The organism is Solirubrobacter ginsenosidimutans, from assembly GCF_027587205.1.
The window spans coordinates 12,855-32,218 of the sequence record NZ_JAPDOD010000006.1 but is presented as its reverse complement, the minus strand read 5'-3'; the positions used below and the strand labels follow the sequence as shown (position 1 = coordinate 32,218).

Below are 19,364 nucleotides of genomic sequence, written 5' to 3'. Positions count from 1 at the left end.
GAGGCGTAGCGTGGGGCGCTATGTCCACGAGTACGCAGGCCGTCGAATCGGAGCTCATCGAATCCGTCTGTGAGCGGGTGCGCGAGCGCGTCGCGCCCGAGGAGGTCGAGCAAGCCGAGGCGTTCGTCCGCGCGTATTACCGTGGCGCTCCGGCGGAGGACCTGCGCGGGCGCGAGCCCGTCGACCTGTACGGTGCTGCGCTGTCGCACTGGACGTTCGGGCGCGAGCGCGAGGCGGGTGCGTCGCTGGTGCGCGTGTACAACCCGACGTTCGAGGCCAACGGCTGGCAGTCGCAGCACACGGCGATCGACATCGTCTGCGACGACATGCCGTTCCTCGTGGACTCGGTGAGCATGGAGCTCAGCCGCCGCGAGGCCGGCATCCACGTGCTCGTGCACCCGGTCATCGGCGCCGAGTCCTACATGCACATCGAGATCGATCGCCAGGCGGGCGGGCTGGAGGAGCTGGCCGACGCGCTCCGCCACGTACTGGCGCAGGTGCGCGCGGCGGTCGACGACTGGCAGCCGATGAAGGACCGCCTGCAGGCGCTGGTCGAAGAGCCGGCCCCGGCGGGCGTGGACCCCGCCGAGATCGAGGAGTCCAAGGCGCTGCTGGCGTGGATCGGCGACCACCACTTCACGTTCCTCGGCTACCGCGAGTACTCGCTGGACGGCGACGATCTGCGGGCCGTCGAGGGCTCGGGGCTCGGCCTGCTGCGCGGTGCGGTCGGGCACGTCTCGACCGCGTTCGCCAAGCTGCCGCCCGAGGTGCGCGCGTTCGCGCTGGAGCCGCACCTGCTGGTGCTGACCAAGGCCAACGCCCGCTCGCCGATCCACCGGCCCAGCTACCTGGACTACATCGGCGTCAAGCGCTTCGACGAGGCGGGCAAGGTCGTCGGCGAGCGGCGCTTCCTCGGGCTCTACACGACCGTCGCCTACCGCGAGCTCCCGCGCGACATCCCGCTGCTGCGCCGGACGGTGAACGAGGTGCTCGAGCGCGCCGGCTTCCCACGGGGCAGCCACGACGACAAGGCGCTGAACGAGATCATCGAGACGTTCCCGCGCGACGAGCTGTTCCAGATGAGCGCCGACGAGCTCTACGAGGTCGCTCGCGGCATCCTGGAACTGGGCGAGCGCCAGCGCGTCAGGTTGTTCCTGCGCGCGGACCGCTATGAGCGCTTCGTCTCCTGCCTGGTCTACATCCCGCGCGATCGCTTCAACACCGCCAACCGGCTGCGGATCGGGGAGCTGCTCAGGGAGGCACACGGAGCCGAAAGCGTCGACTGGGAGCTGCGGCTGACCGAGTGGGTGCTCGTGCGGATCCACTACACGCTGCGGCTTGCGCCCGGGACGCTCCCGGACGTCGACGTGCGGGCGCTTGAGGCGAAGGTCGTCGAGGCGACGCGCACGTGGGACGACGAGCTTTCGGCCGTGCTGACCGAGGAGGCGGGCGAGGAGGCCGGGACCGCGCTCTTCCGCCGCTATGGATCGGCGTTCCCGGCCGCGTACCGCGACGACCTGATGGCGCGCTCGGCGCTCGCCGACGTGCAGCGGATCGAGGCGCTGAGCGGCGGCGACGCGCTCGACCTGTCGCTCTACCGCCCGCTGGAGGCCGCGCCCGGCGTGCTGCGCTGCAAGCTCTACCGGCGCGGTGGGCGGGTGTCGCTCTCGGACGTGCTGCCGATGTTCGAGTCGCTCGGCCTGACCGTCACCGACGAACGCCCGTACGAGGTCACGCCGCGCGACGCCGCGCCCGCCTGGATCTACGACTTCGGCCTGGTGGCGCCGGCGGACGCCGACGTGACCGCGATCCGCGACCGCTTCCACGACGGGTTCGCGCGCGTCTGGCGCGGCGAGGCGGAGCTCGACGGGTTCAACGGGCTGATCATCAGCGCCGGGCTGGACTGGCGCGAGGTGACGGTGGTTCGCTCGGTCGCGCGTTACCTGCGCCAGGCCGGGATCCCGTTCAGCGACCGCTACATGGAGCAGACGCTGCTCTGCCACACGGACGTGGCGGCGGGGCTGGTCAAGCTCTTCCACGCGCGCTTCGACCCGGCGCAGACGAGCGGGGACGCGGGCGCGGTGCTGGAGCAGATCGAAGCCGAGATCGACGCCGTCGACTCGCTCGACGAGGATCGCATCCTGCGCAGCTTCCTCTGCGTGGTCGAGGCGATGCTGCGCACCAATTACTACTTGCCGGGACCGAAGCCCTACGTGTCGTTCAAGCTCGATCCGACGCAGATCCCGCTGGTGCCGCTGCCGAAGCCGAAATTCGAGATCTTCGTGCACTCGCCGCGGGTCGAGGGCGTGCACCTGCGCGGCGGGTCGGTCGCGCGCGGCGGTCTGCGCTGGAGCGACCGGCGCGAGGACTTCCGCACCGAGGTGCTCGGCCTGATGAAGGCCCAGATGGTCAAGAACGCGCTGATCGTGCCGGTGGGGGCCAAGGGCGGCTTCGTGGTCAAGCGGGCGGGTGACGACGTCGTCGCCAACTACACGACGTTCATCAGCGCGCTGCTGGACATCACCGACACCTACAACGCGGCGGGCGAGGTCGTGCCGCCCGCCCACGTCGTGCGCCACGACGGCGACGATCCGTACCTCGTGGTCGCGGCCGACAAGGGCACGGCGACGTTCTCCGACATCGCCAACGGCGTGGCCGAGTCCTACGGCTTCTGGCTCGGCGACGCGTTCGCGTCCGGCGGGTCGGTCGGCTACGACCACAAGGCGATGGGCATCACGGCGCGCAGCGCGTGGGTGTCCGTGCAGCGCCACTTCCGCGAGCTCGGCGTCGACGTCCAGAGCGAGGACTTCCGCGTCGCGGGGATCGGCGACATGAGCGGCGACGTGTTCGGCAACGGCATGCTGCTCTCCGAGCACATCCGGCTCGTGGCCGCGTTCGACCACCGCCACATCTTCCTCGACCCGACGCCCGACCCGGCCACCTCGCACGCGGAGCGGCGGCGGCTGTTCGAGCTGCCGCGCTCGTCGTGGGCGGACTACGACACGGCGCTGATCTCCGAGGGCGGCGGGGTCTTCCCGCGCACCGCGAAGTCGATCCCGCTCAGCGCGCAGGTCCGCGAGGCGCTCGACGTCACCGCCGAGCACCTGACGCCGAACGAGCTGATGTCGGCGATCCTGCGCTCGCCCGTCGACCTGCTGTGGAACGGCGGCATCGGCACCTACGTCAAGGCGAAGTCCGAGACCCACGCCGACGTCGGCGACAAGGCCAACGACGCGCTGCGCGTCAACGGCGGCGACCTGCGCGCGAAGGTCGTGGGCGAGGGCGGCAACCTCGGCTTGACCCAGCGCGGGCGGATCGAGTTCGCGCTCAGCGGTGGGCGGGTCAACACCGACGCGATCGACAACGCCGGCGGCGTCAACTGCTCCGACCACGAGGTCAATATCAAGGTCCTGCTGGACACGGTGGTGGCCGAGGGCGACATGACGGTCAAGCAGCGCAACGCGCTGCTCGCCGAGATGACCGACGCGGTCGCCGAGCGGGTGCTGCGCGGGTCCTACACCCAGACGCAGGCGCTGTCGCTCGCCCGCGCACAGGCGCCCGCGATGCTCGACGTGCACGATCGCGCGATGCGCGACCTCGAGGCGCAGGGGCGGCTCGACCGCGCGCTGGAGGCGCTGCCCGACGCCGAGACGGTCGCCGAGCGGCGCACGGCGGGCCTGGGGCTGACGCAGCCCGAGCTGGCGGTCGTCCTCGCCTACGCGAAGATCACGCTCTACGCGGCGCTGCTGGAGTCCGACCTGCCCGAGGACACCGCGCTCGACGACGAGCTCGACCTGTACTTCCCGGCGCCGCTGCCCGAGCGCTTCGGCGACGTCATGCGCCGGCACCGCCTGCGCCGCGAGATCGTCGCCACGCGGGTCACCAACGACCTGATCGACCGGGCGGGGACGACGTTCGTCTTCCGCCTGCGCGAGGACACGGGCGCGTCGCCGGCGGACATCGCGCGCGCCTCGATCGTCGCCCGCGAGGTCTTCGGCGTGCGGTCGCTGTGGGAGGAGATCGAGGCGCTCGACGGCGTCGTCGCCGCCGATGTCCAGGGCGAGATGCTGCTCTCGTCACGCCGGTCGGTCGAGCGCGCGACGCGCTGGCTGTTGCGCACGCGGCCGCTCCCGCTGGACATCAGCGCGCTGAGCTTGCGCTACGCCGAGGGCGCGCAGACGGTGGCGGGCGCGCTCCCGGGCATCCTCGTCGAGTCCGAGCAGGAGGCGTGGCGCGAGCGCGTGGGCAAGCTGACCGAGGCGGGTGTGCCGGAGGCCGTCGCCGGGCGGGTGGCGGCGCAGGGCGCGCTCTTCAGCGCACTCGACATCGTCGAGGTCGCCGGCGCGACGGAGCGGCCGGTGGACGAGGTCGCGGCGCTGCACTTCCTCCTGGGCGGCAACCTCAACCTGCACTGGCTGCGCGACCGCATCGCGCTGCTCCCGCGCGCCAACCGCTGGCAGGCGATGGCGCGCGCGGCGCTGCGCGACGACCTGTTCTCGCTGCACGCCGAGTTGACCACCGACGTGCTGCGCTACGGCGGCATCGACGCGTGGCTTGCCGCCAACCGGCAGGCCGCGGATCGCGCCGCTGAGATCCTCGGTGAGATCCGCTCGGGCGGCACCTTCGATCTGACCACGCTTCCGGTCGCGCTGCGCGAGGTCCGGAACCTGATCGGGCGCGCGGGGTAGCGTGTGAGGCATGCTTTTCGGCGAGGAACACACGCGGAAGTACCGCGAGACCGGCGGCGAGGTCGGTCATGACTGGCAGGGCACGCAGACGCTGCTGCTGACGACCAAGGGACGCAAGAGCGGCGAGCTCCGGGAGCTGCCGTTGATCTACGCCCCCTGGGAGGACACGTACCTGATCGTCGCGTCCAAGGGCGGGGCCGACGCGCCGCCCGCCTGGTACCTGAACCTCGAGGCCGATCCCGAGGTCGAGGTCCAGGTCAAGGAGGATCGCTTCAAGGCCAAGGCGCGGGTGGCGACGCCCGAGGAGAAGGCCGCGATGTGGCCGACCATGACCAAGGAATGGCCCGCCTACGACGACTACCAGAAGAAGACCGATCGGGAGATCCCGATCGTGGTCCTCGAAAGGGCCTAAAGGTCGGCGGCGCGATCGCGGGGCTGCGTCAGCCTCGCGATCTCCGCGCGCGCCTCGTCGCCGAGCTTCTCGAAGCGCAGTGCGTAGATGCGGTACGCCTGCTCGCGCAGCACGCGGGCGCGGCCGTTGATGCGCCCGTGGTCGGGGAGCTCGAAGTCGAGCGTCTCGTCGACGCCGAGCGGCCGGTTGGTGTGCACGCGCATGCCGCCCGGGCCGACGTCGACCGTCTGCGCCTCGATCATCTTGCCCGTGCGCCGGTGCAGCGTGCACTGGAGCGAGATCTCGGTCCGCCAGGTGCGCCGCCGCTCGCTGGTCGCTCCCACGTCAAGGAGTATGCCTCTCAATGGTCTTCTATGAACCCGAACATCGCGACCGCGACCTGCTGCCGCATGACCCCTTTAAAGCGTTTGTCGCCCCGCGGCCGATCGGGTGGGTCTCCACCGTCGGCCCGGACGGCGAAGTGAACCTCGCGCCGTACAGCTACTTCAACGCGGTCAGTGACAAGCCGCCGACCGTGATGTTCTCCAGCGACGGGCCGAAGGACTCCGCGACGTACGCGCAGGCGTGCGAGGAGTTCGTCTGGAACATGGTCACCTTCGACCTGCGCGAGGCGATGAATCAGACCTCGGCGGCGTTGCCGCGCGGGGAGAGCGAGTTCGAGCACGCGGGGCTGGAGATGGCGGCGTCGCGGCTGGTCAAGCCGCCGCGGGTCGCCGCCTCTCCGGTCGCCTTCGAATGCCGCGTGATCGAACGCGTGCAGCTCGCCCACAACATCGTCACGTTCGGCCAGGTCGTGGGCGTGCACGTCGACGAGCGCCACATCGTCGACGGCCGCTTCGACACCGCGGGCGTCAGGCCGATCGCCCGCTGCGGCTACCGCGGCGACTACGCCACCGTCACCGAGCTCTTCGAGATGATCAGGCCCTGACCCGGAAGCTCACGCTCGCGCGTTTGCCACCCACGCTGAGCGTGAGCCGCCGAGCGCCGCGGCGCGGGTGGAACCAACAGGACAGCTGCGGTGGCGAGGAGGAGTTTCACCGCGACAGATTCCCAGCGCGACGGAGCCTTGTCGTCCATCGCTCGGACGAAGTGGGGTCGTTCTTGGGTATGACCTGGAAACGGGTCCGTTGGTCGATCAGGCCCGAGACTGGTTGGATAGGGCTGATGGTTGGTGGTCTGCTCGCCGCGGCGAGCCTGGTGTGTGTGGGATCGGCCGTTCTCCGGCATCGCAGTCGCGTCGCGGCTGTGTGGTTCGCAGCTGCCCTGGCCGCGGCCGCCGCGGATGCCTTCGGTGCCGGTGAGGCCTTCGACGACGTCGCGACCGGCCTGGCGTTCGGCGGGGTCGTCTCGATGGTGCTCCTGCGCCTTGGCCGGCCGCTGACGATGTCGTTCCTGGACGCCGCCATGGGCGCCTGCGCCGTCGGCTCACTCGCCGTCACGACCGGGGCGGAGCTGCCCGCGACGCTCGCGGCGGTCGCCGTCGCCGCCGCGCTCGGGCTCGCGCGCTGGCGGGTGACGATCGCGCTCGGCTGCGGCCTCGTAGGGGTCGTCGCGCTCGGCGAGGCGCCGCTGCTCGCGGCCTTGCCCTTCATCGCCGCCGTCTGGGTGCCAGAGCCCGAAGCCGAGGAGGGGCCGTCGTTCAGTCCGGTCGTGCTCGCCTCGATCCTCGCGTTCGCCGGCACGGCGCTGACGCTGCTCGTCATCGGCCAGTTCGTGAGCCTTCCGCCGGTCGCCGCCACACTCGCGACGGTCACCGTGCTGACCGGGATGGCGCGGGCGGGCCTGACGATCGTCGAACGCCTGCGCGCGAGCGAGCGCGACGCCGTCACCGACGACCTGACCGGGCTCGGCAACCGGCGCTACCTGCTCAGCCGGCTCGGGGAGTCGATCTCCGACAAGGACCACGAGGTCGCTCTGCTGCTGATCGATCTCGACGGCTTCAAGGAGCTCAACGACACGCTCGGGCACTCCGCGGGGGACGAGGTCCTGCGCCAGATCGGCCCGCGGCTGCACGACGCGTTGCGCGAGGGCGCGACGCTCGCCCGCCTCGGCGGCGACGAGTTCGCGGTCGTCCTGGACCCGGGTGACGAGGCGAGCGCCAGCGCGACGGGGCTGCGCGTGCGCGCCGCGCTCGAGCGCTCGTTCGGCGTCGGCGGCATCCGCGTCCACATCGACGCCAGCATCGGCATCGCGCTCTTCCCCGAGCACGCGGACGACGCGCTCGGGCTGCTGCAGCGCGCCGACGTCGCGATGTACGAGGCCAAGCGCACGCGCACCGGCCACGAGGTCTACCTGCCCGCGCGCGACCATCACAGCCGCCGCCGGCTGGAGCTGCTGGGCGAGCTGCGTGACGGCCTGGCGAGCGACGAGCTCGTCCTGCACTACCAGCCCAAGGCCGACATCGCGACCGGCGAGGTGCACGGTGTCGAGGCGCTCGTGCGCTGGGTGCACCCGCGCCGCGGCCTGCTGATGCCGTCGGACTTCCTGCCGCTCGCCGACCACTCCGGCCTCGGCCGCTCGCTCACCGCGTACGTGCTCGATCGCGCGCTGCAGGAGATCGGGGACCGCCGCCGCCACGGCTTCGACCTCAGCGTCGCCGTCAACCTCGGCCCTGCGGACCTGCTGGACCTCGGCCTGCCCAGCGATATCGACCGGGCGCTGGAGAAGCGGCGCTTCCCGCCGTCGTGCCTGCGCCTGGAGGTCTCCGAGGACGTGGTCATGGCCGACCCCGAGCGCACGCTCGAGGTGCTTGCGGGGCTGCGGGCGATCGGCGTCGCCACGGCGCTGGACGACTTCGGCGCCGGGCACGTGTCGCTCGGCCACCTCAAGCAACTCGACCTCGACGAGATCAAGATCGACCGCTCCTTCGTGATGCGGCTCGCCGACGACGCCCGCGACGCCGCGATCGTGCACACGACGGTGGATCTCGGCCGCCGGCTCGGGATGCGGGTCGTCGCCGAAGGCGTCGAGACCTTGGAGACCTGGGACACGCTCGCGGGCCTGCAGTGCGACGAGGCGCAAGGCTTCTACCTCAGCCGCCCGATGACGGCCACGGCGCTCACGGGCTGGCTCCGCGATCGCGCCGCCGCACCGCCCGCAGCGTAGGTACGATCGGCCGCAGTTGGCCTGAATGCGCAGGGATCTCGGTTTTCTGGGGGCGGCAACCGCGGCGACCATCGCCGTGCTGGTTCTGGCGGGTGCGCTGTTCGAGATCGAGGTGCTGCAGGACTTCGGGGGAGCGCGGGCGATGCTCCCGGTCGGCGCGCTGGCGATCCTGACCGCGGCGGCGGGGCTGGCGCGCTGGCGGGCGCTCGGCGCGCCGCTGGTGCTCGGCGGTGTCGTCGCGCTCGCCGGCCTGCTCCCGAGCGGGAACGAGATCCCCGTCAACGCCGCCGTCTGCGTCGTGCTGATCGGGGCGGCGCTGCTCGCACTGGACCGGCGCCCGAGCTTCGCCGACGGGTGTGCGCTGGTCGCCGCCGTGATCGCGGGGCTGGCCCTGATCGGCTACCTCTTCAGCGTGCCCGAGCTGCAGCGCGGGCTGCGCTCGTCGCCGTTCACCCCGATGGCGCTGCCGACCGCCTTCGCGATCCTCGCGTTGAGCGCGGGGCTGCTCGCCGTGCGCCGCGAAGGCGGGCTGCGGGCGCTGTGGGTCAGCGACGGGCCGGGCGGTGCGCTGCTGCGGCGGCTGGCGCCGGTGGTGATCGTCCTGCCGGTCGCGCTCACCTTCCTGTGCCTCGAAGGTCAGCGGCACGGGGTGTTCGGCATGCGCGAGGGTCTGGGCCTACTCGGGGCGTGCCTGATCCTGATCTTCGGCGCGCTGGGCGTGATGATGGGCGGCGCGCTGGAGCGCAACCGGTTCCGGGAGCTGGCGATCATCGACGCGACCGTCGACGCGGTGATCACGCTCGACGCGGGCGGCCGCGTGCGCGAGTTCAACCCCGCCGCCGAGCGGCTGTTCGGCCGCCGCAGCGGGGACGTGATCGGGCGCGAGCTGGCACCGCTCGTGATCCCGCCGGAGCATCGCGAAGCGCACCGGCGCGGGCTCGCCCACGCGGTCGCGACCGGCTCGTCGTCGATCATCGGGCGCCCCGTCGAGCTCACCGCGCTGCGCGCCGACGGGTCGGAGTTCCCCGCCGAGGTGACGATCTCCCGCCTCCTGGATCGCGGACCGGCGCTGTTCGTGGGCCATGTGCGCGATGTCACCGAGCGGTTGCAGGGCGAGCTGGCGGCGCGCTATCTCGCGTCGCTCGTCGAGTCGTCGTGGGACGCGATCGTCGCCATCGGACTGGACGGGAAGGTGACGAGCTGGAACGCCGGCGCGGAGCGCGTCTACGGGTACGCTCGCGACGAGGCCATCGGGCGCCCGATCTCCGAGGTGATCTGGCCACCGGACCGCTGGCACGAGCTCGAGTCGCAGCTCGCTCTGCTGCAAGCAGCGGGGACGATCAGGACCGAGTCGCGCCACATGCGCCGCGACGGCGCCGAGTTCCCCGCCGAGTCGACCGTCTCAGCGATCGCCGATGCGTCGGGCGCGTTCGTCGGGCTGTCGCTGATCGCGCGCGACATCACCGCCCGCCACGAGCTCGAGGAGCAGTTGCGCCAGGCGCAGAAGATGGAGGCTGTGGGTCAGCTCGCCGGCGGGATCGCGCACGACTTCAACAACCTGCTGACGGTGATCTCGGGGTACGGTCAGCTGGCCTTGGCGCGGATCGGCGCGGGCGACGGGGCGGCCGAGCTGGGGGAGATCGAGCGGGCGGCTGAACGCGCGACGGTCCTGACGCGCCAGCTGCTGGCGTTCTCGCGCCGGCAGATGCTCGATCCGGAGGTGCTCGATCTCAGCACGGTGGCGCGCGGGCTGACGCCGATGCTCGAGCGCCTGATCGGCGAGGACATCGAGGTCGAACTGCGCTCGCCCGGCGCGCTGCCCGAGGTGTTCGCGGACGCCGCGCAGATCGAGCAGGTGCTGATCAACCTGGCGGTCAACGCGCGTGACGCGATGCCCGAGGGCGGCAGGCTGCTGATCGAGACCGCTGCTTCCGACGGATTCGTGTGCCTGCGCGTCACCGACACCGGCATTGGGATCGAGCCGGAGGCACTGCCGCACGTCTTCGAGCCCTTCTACACGACCAAGCCGGTGGGTGAGGGGACGGGGCTCGGGCTCGCCTCCGTGCACGGGGCGATCACGCAGTCCGGCGGGCACGTGCGGGTGGAGTCCGAGCCGGGGATCGGCACGACGTTCGAGGTCTATTTGCCGGTGACGTCCGGGCACGCCACGGCTCCTGCGGCGGTCGCGGGCGCGGAACCGGTGGGCGGGCACGAGACGATCCTGTTGTGCGAGGACGAGGAGGGCGTGCGCGCGCTCGTGGAGCTGATCCTCTCGGGCGCCGGCTACCGCGTGCTGAGCGAGGCGCGGCCCACCGCCGTGCTCGCCCGCGACGACCCGCACATCGACGCGCTGGTGACCGACGTGATCATGCCCGAGATGCCGGGGCCGGAGCTGGCCCGCCGCCTGCAGGACTCGCGGCCCGGTCTGCGCACGCTGTTCGTCTCCGGCTACGCGCGCGACACCGTGCACGGTCGTGGGAACCTCCCGCCGGGAAGCGCGTTCCTGGAGAAGCCGTTCGACCGCGAGACGCTGCTGCGAACGCTGCGGGAACTGCTTGATCGCTCTTAGGTCGAACGTCAACTCCGCGCGCGCTTTGTCCCGGTCGCCGTGGTCGACCGTGCGCGTTTGAGGGCCCGTGCGCGGGTCTTGATCAGGTTCGCGCTCGCGACGCGAGCGTCGAGTTTCTCGCGCTCTGCTCACGAAAGTCGACGCTCGCTCACCTTCCCACCTGTCACGTTGCCGTGGGCGGGGTGATCGGCGCCCTCTTCTACGTGAAGAGCGGCGCGAGGTCGAGTTTCGCCATCGCCTCGTCCGGCGGACGCTCCCCCGCCCGCTCGGCGGCGTCGAGCAGCTTCGGCAGGACGTCGACGTCGCCGGTGGTCAGGAGGAACGTCTGCGGGTTGGACAGCACCCAGCTGACGGCGAGGTCGATGTCCCCCTGGTCGGTGAGCGGCTCGTACCAGGTCGAGGCGGTGTGCTCGCGGCCCTCCCACGGCTTGTAGGCGAGGCTCTTGATCGTCTGCAGCGCGACGTTGCGCTCCTTGCAGATCGCCGCGAGGCCGTCGAAGGTCTCGGCGTAGCGCGGGTCCTGCATCTGCACCCAGTTGTACGGGCACAGCACGGAGTCGAAGTCGTGGCGGGCGAGGCTGCGCTGGTGCATCTTCGGGATGCTCAGGCCGTGGCCGGTGACGCCGATGAAGCGCACCAGACCCTCGTCGCGCGCCTCGAGACAGGCCTCCAGCGCGCCGCCGGGGCTGAGGGCGATGTCCCACTCGATCACGTCGCACAGGTTGTGCAGCTGGATCGAGTCCACGTGGTCGACCCCGAGCCGGTCGAGCGAGCGGCGGATCTGCTCGCGCGCCGGGGCGTACTCCCGCTCCCCGGTCTTGGTCGCGACGAAGAACTCGTGGTCGCCTTTGAGCCAGTTCGCGATGCGCAGTTCCGCATCGCCGTAACTGGCCGCGACGTCGATGTGGTTGATGCCGTGCTCGAGGATCACCTCGAGCGTGCGGTCGGCGTCCGTCTTGGAGACGTCGCCGAGCGCCGCGGCACCGAAGATCACGCGGCTGGACTCGTGTCCGGTCGCGCCGAAGGGGGCGCGCTTGATCATCCTCACAACATAAAGGGGACAGTCCCCTTTATGTTCGCCGGGCGCGGCTGGGGGCGACGCGGGGCGGTTCGTCGGGCTGCTTCGGGTAGACGGGCGGCCAGGGCGCGTCCATCAGGCCGCCGGCGCGGTCGCGGGCGTTCATCTCCAGCAGCGGCTCGAGCGACTGCGGGTTTTCGTTGATGGTGGCCCACGGGTCGTCGCGGCCGACGACCGTCGCGAGCGTCAGCTCGTCGGGGTGGACGTCGTCGAGCTCGTCCCAGCTCAGCGGCGTCGAGACCTGCGCGCCCTTGCGCGCCCGCACCGACCAGGCGCCGAAGACCGTCTTGTGCGGCGCGTTCTGGTTGTAGTCGACGAAGATGCGCTTCCCGCGCTCCTCCTTCCACCACGCGGCGGTGAGGATGTCGGGACGGCGGCGCTCGAGCTCGCGCGCGACGGCGACCGCCGCCGACCGCACCTCGTAGGAGTCCCAGCGCGGCTGCAGGCGGACGTAGACGTGGAGTCCGCGGTTGCCGGTCGTCTTGGGGAAGCTGGCGATGCCGTGCTCGTCGAGCAGCGCCTTGAGCTCCCACGCCGCGGCGCGAGCTTCAGCGAACCCGGTTCCGGGCGTCGGGTCGAGGTCGAGGCGCAGCTCGTCGGTGTGTGCGGGATCCTCGGCGAGGTACGGCCAGACGTGAAAGCCGAGGCAGGCGAGGTTGACCGCCCACGCCACGTGCGCGGCGTCCGCGGCAACCAGCGCGCGCGACGGCGTGCCGTTGACGGTCTCGACCGTCGTCGTCTGCAGCCAGTCGGGCGCGCTGTCGGGCACCCGCTTCTGAAAGAACGACTTGCCGCTGGCGCCCTGCGGGAAGCGCTGCATCAGCACCGGCCGCCCGCCCATCGTCCGCAGCAGCGGCTCGGCGACCGCGGCGTAATAGCGGACGAGGTCGAGCTTGGTCTCACCGCGCTCGTTGAAGAGCACCTTGTCCGGGCTGGTGATCCGCACCTCGCGCCCGGCGAGCTCGATTACCGCTTCTTCGGCCACGCCCTGAAGATAAAGGGGACAGTCCCCTTTAGGTTTCTTCGGGGAGCGCGCGCGGCGGCGGCGCGGTCGATCATGACCGAAAGGTTAGGAGTCCGCGGCGGGATGGCGGTCGTCTATCTCGCCTACGAGGCCAGCCTGGACCGCCACGTCGCGCTCAAGGAACTCGACCTGCGGTCCTCGGATCCGCGGCTGGTCGAGCGCTTCCTCGCGGAGTCGCGCATCGCCGGCTCGTTGCGGCATCCGAACATCGTCACGGTCCATCGGTTCTTCGAGCACGACGGCGCGCCCTACATCGCAATGGAGTACCTCGAGCGCGGGTCGTTGCGGAGCTACGTCGGGCTGACCACGGTCGCGCAGGTCGCCGGCGTGCTGGAGGCGGTACTGGCCGGGCTCGCGCACGCCCACGACGCCGGCGTCGTGCATCGCGATCTCAAGCCGGAGAACCTGCTCGTCACCGCCGACGGCGGCGTCAAGATCGCGGACTTCGGGATCGCCAAGGCGTTCGGGCGCGTCAGCCAGCACCTCACCCAGACCTGGTTCATGATCGGCACGCCCACCTACATGGCCCCGGATCAGGCGATCGGGACCGAGATCTCGCCGCAGACCGACTTGCACGCGCTCGGCGTGGTCACGTTCGAGCATCGACCGATGTCGGCAGCCGGGTCGTCGCCTGGCTGCGGTCATCCTCCAAGGCACAGGCCAAGCTCTGCAAGGCCTGGCAGAACGGCAGTTGAGGCTCAGGCCTCGATCGCGTCGTGCAGGCGCTGCGTGAGCTCGGCGGGCGTCTCGCCCGGGCGGGGATGCAGCGGGCGCGCGAAGGTGACCGTGGTGCGGGCGCGGCGGTTGAGCCCGCGCCCTTTGGGCATCACGAGCGCCGAGCCTTCGATGTGGACCGGGATGATCGGGACGCCGGCGGTCAGCGCGAGTTCTGAGACGCCGTGGCGGTAACCGTCCGGCCCCGCCCCGCGGGTGCCCTGCGGGAAGAGCATCACGTTGCGGCCGTCGCGCAGGTGCGCGGCCGCCGCGGCCAGACCGCGGCGCTGGCCGCCGCCGCGGTCGAACGGGAAGGTGTTGATCCAGAACCCGGACGCCAGCGCGTAGCCGCGCTTGCGGTAGAAGCGGTCCGACGCGGCGCCGACGACCGTGCGCGAGCGCCAGGAGTGCGGGAGGCTGAGCAGGACGAGCGGCGTGTCGATGTCGCTCTCGTGGTTGGGCGCGAGGATCGCGGGCTGGGGCGCATGGATCAGGTCCTCGGCGCCGACCACCGTCGGCTGGGAGACGAGCTTCGTCGCCGGGAAGAGCAGGGTCTGCTGCGCGATCTCGCGCAGCAGCGCGGGGCGCGGCTCGCGCAGCCACGCCTGGTCCTCGACGCCGCGCTCGGCCCACGGGTCCTTGCCGGCGCTGACCGTCCGCCACTTGCGGGGTGTGGATTCCCGGCGGGTGGGGTTGGAGCCCGCCAGCTTCTCCAGCCGGCGGCCTCCAGAGGCGAACTTCATTAGGCCTCGACCTGCGCGTAGAACAGCGGCGGGCAGTGGAAATGGGTCAGCGACGGATCGCGCCCGACGACCTGCTCGGCCATCTCCAGCGCGTCGCGCATCGTGTCCGCGCGGCGGAAGCCGAGCCTGCGGCAGGCCTCGGGGTCGCCGCCCACGAAGATCACGTCGCCGAGGTGCTGCAGCGCGTGCGCGCCCCAGTACCACATGTAGAACGGATGGACGCCGTGGTAGGCGTAGCTCTTCCGGTACAGGTGGCGGTACCACTCGTCCTCGGCGTAGGACTTCTCGAAGCGCTGCTCGATCTCGATCGGGTCCGTCGTGGTCGCCAGCACCTCCTCGTAGAAGTCGACGTAGGAGGGGTGGTGGACCGGGTGGAACTCGCGCGTGACCGGGTGGGTGAAGATCATCACGCCGCCCTCGCGCACGAGCGGGACCCCGTGGTAGAGGTTGAAGAAGTACCCGAGGCCCATGCACATCACGAGCACGGGGTTGAGGATCGAGTTGACGTTGTACGGGCCGACGTAGGGCAGCCCGGCGGTGACGATGTCCGCCTGCCCGCGCACGCCGACCGCCTGCTGGGCCGCGCAGTGCTCGAGCGTCACCTCATGGACCGGGGCGACGGCGCCTGCCTGCACGCCCGTCACCGCGTACGGCGCGGTCGACTTGTGGAACGCGGCGCGCCGCAGCTTCGGGTTCATCCGGTCCGTCGTGCGCTTCAGCGCCGCGAACGTCGCCTGGTCGCGCGGCGTCCAGCGGGCCTCGGGCTTGGCGAGGAACGCGAGCGGCCCGTCGAACATGTCGTTGTTGAGCGTCGTCTCGATGTGGAAGATCGGGACGACGGCCTCGACGACGTCGCCCTGCCGCGAGGCGCTGTTGTGCAGCTCGGACTTCGACGGGTCCATGAACGACTTCGAGTGGCGCATCGTGTGCACGTTGTGGTGCGCCTTGACGCTGTTGTACGTGCCCAGGCCGACCGCGACCGACTTGTGGCCGCCGTCCATCGTGACCAGGTTGATGTTCACGTAGATCAGTAGGTCGGACTCGGCCGCGCGCTTGGACAGCTCGACCGCTTCGCCGTGGCGGGTTTCGCCCAGGTCGACGATCTCCGTCGGGTCCTCGGCGTCGTGGTTGTAGAGCCGGTCCGGGTAGAACTCGTCGAAGATCCGGTCGCCGACGGCGCGCTTGAGCTCGTTCGGCGTCATCCGCCGGTGCAGCGCCAGCGCGGCGATCAGGTGGATGTCCTCGACGCCCGCGCGATACGCCCGCTCGAGCACGTGCTCGATGACGCGGCCGCGGATGTCGGGCAGCTTCATCGGCGGCAGCGGGAGGCTGATGTCGTCGAAGGCGATCGTCAGCTTCATGCCCGGGCTCAGGAGCGAGTCCAGCGGGTCCATGCCGAGCGGGGAGTCCAGCGCCGCGGCGATCGCGGCGTCGACGTCGATGAGGCCCTTCAGCGGCGGCGGCGGGTAGACGATCCGGCTGCCGACCGGGAGCCGCTCCAGGCGGAAGGTCTCACCGGAGTGGAAGAGCGTCGGCGGCGAGTTCTCGTGGACCTCGACGACGCAGGCTTCGCGCTCGGCGGCGGGGTGGCGGCGCTTGGAGCGCTCGATCATGCGGGTGGGCGCGATGCTCATCAGGCGGCTATCTCGAAGACAGTTTTGGCGTGGCCCGCTCGCGCGGCTTTCGGGGCGTGCTCGATGGCCTTCTTGTGGGAGCGCAGCGGCCAGCCGCGGTCGATCAGGCGGCCGGGCTTGAGCGTCTTGGCGAACTCCAGCGCGGCCGGGAAGTCGTTCTCGTACCCGTACGCGCTCTGGATCTGCAGCTCGCGCAGCCACGCCGCGGCGAGGTCGGCCTTCAGCTCGCCGGGCATGCCGACGAGGATCACGCGGCCTCGCGCCCGCGTGATCGTGGTGGCCTGCTCCAGGCTCGCTCCGGTCCCCACACAGTCAAGTACACGGTCGAAGCCGCCAAGCAACAGTTCGCGGTTCTGATGACCGACCAGCCTGCGGGAATTCGTGATCCGCGCGCCCTCGATGTAGATGCGATCGGGCGCGCAGACGTCATCGGCGCCGAAGCGTCGCGCGGCGGTCTGCTGGCCCGCGTGCTTGGCGACGGCGATCAGCGTCGCGCTCGGCGCGGCCTCGCGCACGGCCGCGAGCGTGAGCAGCCCGATCGTGCCCGCGCCGATGATCGCGACGTTGTCCCCGGGCTGGATGTCGGCGATGCGGGCGGCGTGCAGCGCGCAGGCGAGCGGCTCGACGAGCACGGCGTCCTCGTCCGACAGGTCGTCCGGGACGGTGTGCAGCTGCGACTCGTGCGCGACCAGGCCCTCGCTCCAGCCGCCGCCGGTCTCGCGGCAGAAGCCGGTCTGCAGGCCGGCGCTGATCGTGCCGTCGGTCGTCTGGCGGCAGAGCGCGATCAGGCCCTGCGCGCACTCGGGGCACGGCGTCAGGCCGCGGGCGCTGCAGCCGAGCGCGGGCTGCACGACGACCCGCTCGCCGCGGCGCGGGCCGGCGCCGATCTCGCCCACGATCTCGTGGCCGGGGACGAAGGGCGTGCTGGTCAGCGTTGCGAGGTGCAGCGACGCCTTGCCAGAGAGCAGCGCGAGGTCGGAGCCGCAGATGCCGGTGAGCGTGGGGCGGATCGGCAGCCAGTCCTTGCCGGGAGCGCGCGGCGGGCGGATCTCGCTCAGCTCCAGCGCGCCCGCGCCCGGAAGGTTCGCCTTGGCCGCGACGTACTTCGCGAGGCTCGGGGTGTAGGTCAGCGCCTGCACGGTTTACACCGCCGCCCGTTCGGTCGTCCACGTCTCGATCGGCCAGCGGCGGCGCCGGGCCTCCCGCGAGAGCCGGAAGTCCGGGTTGATCGGGTGCGGGTGGCCGACCAGCTCGAGCATCGGGAGGTCCGCGAGGCTGTCGCCGTAGGCGTGGCAGTCGCTCAGCTCGACGCCGTGGTCGGCGGCGAGGCGGGCGGTCAGGCTCGCGCGGCCGTCGGCGGTCAGCGGCGGCTCGGCGAGCTCGCCCGTGAACCGCCCCACGCGCTCCACCAGCCGGGCGGCGATCAGCTCGTCCGCGAGGTGCTCGAGCGACTCGACGAGGAAGTCGAGCGCGCCCGTGACGAGGACGACGCGGTCGCCGCGGCGCTTGTGCTCGCGGATGCGGCGGATCGCCTCGTGCTGGATGCGTGGCTGGATGAAGTCCGGCAGCGCCTCCTTGGCCTGGCGGCGCAGCTCGCGCGCGGGCAGGTCCTTGTAGAGGCGGTAGAAGCTGCGGTTGAAGGCCGTGCGGCTGCGCCGGTCCTCCATGATCCAGCCGGGCACGCGGGCGGCGACGCCCGCCGACCACACGAGCTTGTCCAGCTCCGGCATGTCGCGCGTGCGCAGCCAGGCGTAGAAGTGGGCGACGGTCGAGTCCAGGACGACGCCCTCGACGTCGAAGACCGCCAGCGCGGGCGGGCCTTCGGGCGCGGGCCGGCGGCCGGCCGAGCGGGTCTTCTTCGGGCCCGCGGCGGGCGGCACGGCGATCGCGCGCAGCGCCGGCAGATGGACCTCGCCGAGGTAGTGGTCCCAGTCGATCTCGTCGACGTCGAAGCCGAAGCGCTCGCGGTCGTCCGGGTGCAGCTGGTCGAGCAGCTCGCGCGTGTTGCGGTCGTCGAAGACGCAGTCCAGCGCGCCGTAGGGCGAGTAGATCTCGTTCAATCGCCGCAGCCGGTCGACCTTGCGCTGGTCCTTGTGCAGGCGCAGCTCGATGTCGTCGCTGCGCGGGATCGGCAGGCGGTCGAGGAGCTCGCGGCCCTTCTTGAGGACGTTGTCCGCGCGGTTGAGCGCGGTCATGATCTCCGCGCGGCTGGAGAGGCGCCACTCCGGCACGTCGACCGGGAGGCCGTCCTCGTCCGGGATCGGCCGGTCGCGGAAGTACCGCGTGGTGATCACGGCCATGTCGTGGATCGTGAACGGGTTGCGCATGCCCGTCGACACGTTCATGGTGCGGACGGTGCCGTCGGCCGGCGGGAACGCGGACGCGACGAGGCAGGCGTTGGCGACGAAGTCGACCGGGATCAGATCCATCCGGATCGAGCGGCTGGCGGCGAAGCGGCCCGGGATGATCCCCGCGCCGTAGCCGAGCAGGATCGGGTCGGCGACCTTCAGCGACTCCATCCACCCCGGGTACGGGGTGTGGAGGGCGGACTCGACGATCGCGGGGCGCACGATCGTCAGCCGGCGCGGGTTGGCCGCCATCAGCGTGCGCTCGCCGATCGCCTTGCTGAGGCCGTAGGTGTCGCTCCAGCCGAGGGCTCGCGCGCGCTCGCGGCCGCGCTCCGTGAGCTGGTCGCGGACCCAGGCGTAGCGGAGGATCTCGGCGCGGGTGCCGGTCGCGGGGCCGCCCGCGGGGCCGACGTCGCGCTGGGCCTCCTTGACGAAGCGGTGCTGATGCAGCGGGAGGCGCGACTCGGCTTCGATGTCGCGGCGCCAGGCCTTGGCGGCGTCGAGCTCCGCGTTGAGGTCCAGCCAGGGCTCACCCGGCGCCGTGCCGCTCGGGCGCTCGAGCACGAGGCCGGTGCGCGAGCCCGCGGCGTACGCGGTCGAGACGTGGATGAAGTACGGATCGTTGCCGCCGTGGCGGACGGCCTGCAGAAGCCGGGTCGGGCCCTTGCTGTTGAGCTCCAGGGCTTCGTCCATCGCCTGCTCGAAGGAGACCGAGGCGGCGCAGTGGATGACGACGTCGTAGTGCCCTTCGACGGTCAGGTGCTCGTCGCCGAGGTCGCCGCTGATCGCTTGGACCGCGCTGCCGTCGAGACCTTCGAACGGCGCGCTCGTGAGCACCTGGTTCTGGAGCCGGTCGCCGGCGTCGCCGCGCAGGAGGACCGTCACGCGCGTGTCGGGCAGCTCGCGGACGATCTGGGCGAGCAGGGCCTTGCCGACGAAGCCGGAGGCACCGGTCAGCAGCAGCGCCTTACCGGCGAGCCGCTCCTGCATCGTCACGTTGAGTACCTCTTCCTCGGGCAGAGGGGCACCGTACCACCCTCTCTACTAAC

12 protein-coding genes and 1 pseudogene are annotated in these 19,364 nt (G+C 71.4%); 6 read left to right on the top strand and 7 right to left on the bottom strand.

What is annotated here, in order from left to right; all coding sequences use genetic code 11:
• Positions 1–20: 20 nt before the first annotated feature.
• Positions 21–4,688 carry an NAD-glutamate dehydrogenase gene (locus OM076_RS09740; RefSeq protein WP_270039463.1) on the top strand — a complete coding sequence of 1,556 codons (4,668 nt, stop codon included), beginning with the start codon at positions 21–23 and terminating at the stop codon, positions 4,686–4,688.
• A 10-nt stretch (positions 4,689–4,698) separates the two neighbouring features.
• Positions 4,699–5,100 (top strand): nitroreductase family deazaflavin-dependent oxidoreductase, encoded by a 402-nt coding sequence (locus OM076_RS09735; RefSeq protein ID WP_270039461.1) that lies wholly within the window; start codon positions 4,699–4,701, stop codon positions 5,098–5,100.
• On the opposite strand, the gene OM076_RS09730 is transcribed toward OM076_RS09735, so the two are convergent.
• Positions 5,097–5,423: a PilZ domain-containing protein gene (locus OM076_RS09730; protein WP_270039459.1), complete on the bottom strand. Its 327-nt coding sequence runs from the start codon at positions 5,421–5,423 to the stop codon at positions 5,097–5,099. The two genes, OM076_RS09735 and OM076_RS09730, sit on opposite strands and share 4 nt — an antisense overlap.
• 20 nt (positions 5,424–5,443) lie before the next feature.
• Here OM076_RS09730 and OM076_RS09725 point away from each other — a divergent pair, with 20 nt between their 5' ends.
• From OM076_RS09725 to OM076_RS09715, 3 genes are all read left to right on the top strand, one after another.
• Positions 5,444–6,028 (top strand): flavin reductase family protein, encoded by a 585-nt coding sequence (locus OM076_RS09725; protein ID WP_270039457.1) that lies wholly within the window; start codon positions 5,444–5,446, stop codon positions 6,026–6,028.
• Positions 6,029–6,345: 317 nt separating this feature from the next.
• Complete coding sequence (locus OM076_RS09720; RefSeq protein ID WP_270039455.1) at positions 6,346–8,205, top strand: putative bifunctional diguanylate cyclase/phosphodiesterase; 1,860 nt, start codon at positions 6,346–6,348, stop codon at positions 8,203–8,205.
• Positions 8,206–8,230: 25 nt separating this feature from the next.
• Entirely contained in the window at positions 8,231–10,774 is a 2,544-nt protein-coding gene (locus tag OM076_RS09715; RefSeq protein ID WP_270039454.1) for a hybrid sensor histidine kinase/response regulator, read from the top strand.
• A gap of 199 nt (positions 10,775–10,973) precedes the next feature.
• On the opposite strand, the gene OM076_RS09710 is transcribed toward OM076_RS09715, so the two are convergent.
• Positions 10,974–11,816 carry an aldo/keto reductase gene (locus tag OM076_RS09710; protein ID WP_270039452.1) on the bottom strand — a complete coding sequence of 281 codons (843 nt, stop codon included), beginning with the start codon at positions 11,814–11,816 and terminating at the stop codon, positions 10,974–10,976.
• Positions 11,817–11,844: 28 nt separating this feature from the next.
• Positions 11,845–12,837, bottom strand: coding sequence for a non-homologous end-joining DNA ligase (gene ligD / locus OM076_RS09705; protein ID WP_270039451.1), 993 nt, complete (start codon positions 12,835–12,837; stop codon positions 11,845–11,847).
• Between the two features lie 72 nt (positions 12,838–12,909).
• Here ligD and OM076_RS46805 point away from each other — a divergent pair.
• A pseudogene (locus OM076_RS46805) lies at positions 12,910–13,416 on the top strand (serine/threonine-protein kinase); the annotation flags it as partial.
• 158 nt (positions 13,417–13,574) lie between these two features.
• Here the strand turns inward: OM076_RS46805 and OM076_RS09695 are convergent.
• The 4 genes from OM076_RS09695 to OM076_RS09680 are packed head-to-tail and all read right to left on the bottom strand — an operon-like array spanning position 13,575 to position 19,305.
• Entirely contained in the window at positions 13,575–14,333 is a 759-nt protein-coding gene (locus OM076_RS09695) for a lysophospholipid acyltransferase family protein (RefSeq protein ID WP_270039448.1), read from the bottom strand.
• On the bottom strand, positions 14,333–15,946 hold the full coding sequence (gene larAH / locus OM076_RS09690) for an NPN-dependent hydroxyacid isomerase, LarAH14/15/16 family (RefSeq protein WP_372518018.1): 1,614 nt from the start codon (positions 15,944–15,946) through the stop codon (positions 14,333–14,335). The genes OM076_RS09695 and larAH overlap by 1 nt, the downstream gene beginning before the upstream one ends.
• Before the next feature lie 20 nt (positions 15,947–15,966).
• On the bottom strand, positions 15,967–17,106 hold the full coding sequence (locus OM076_RS09685) for a zinc-dependent alcohol dehydrogenase (protein WP_270039446.1): 1,140 nt from the start codon (positions 17,104–17,106) through the stop codon (positions 15,967–15,969).
• A gap of 3 nt (positions 17,107–17,109) precedes the next feature.
• On the bottom strand, positions 17,110–19,305 hold the full coding sequence (locus OM076_RS09680) for an HAD-IB family hydrolase (RefSeq protein ID WP_270039739.1): 2,196 nt from the start codon (positions 19,303–19,305) through the stop codon (positions 17,110–17,112).
• Positions 19,306–19,364: the final 59 nt, after the last annotated feature.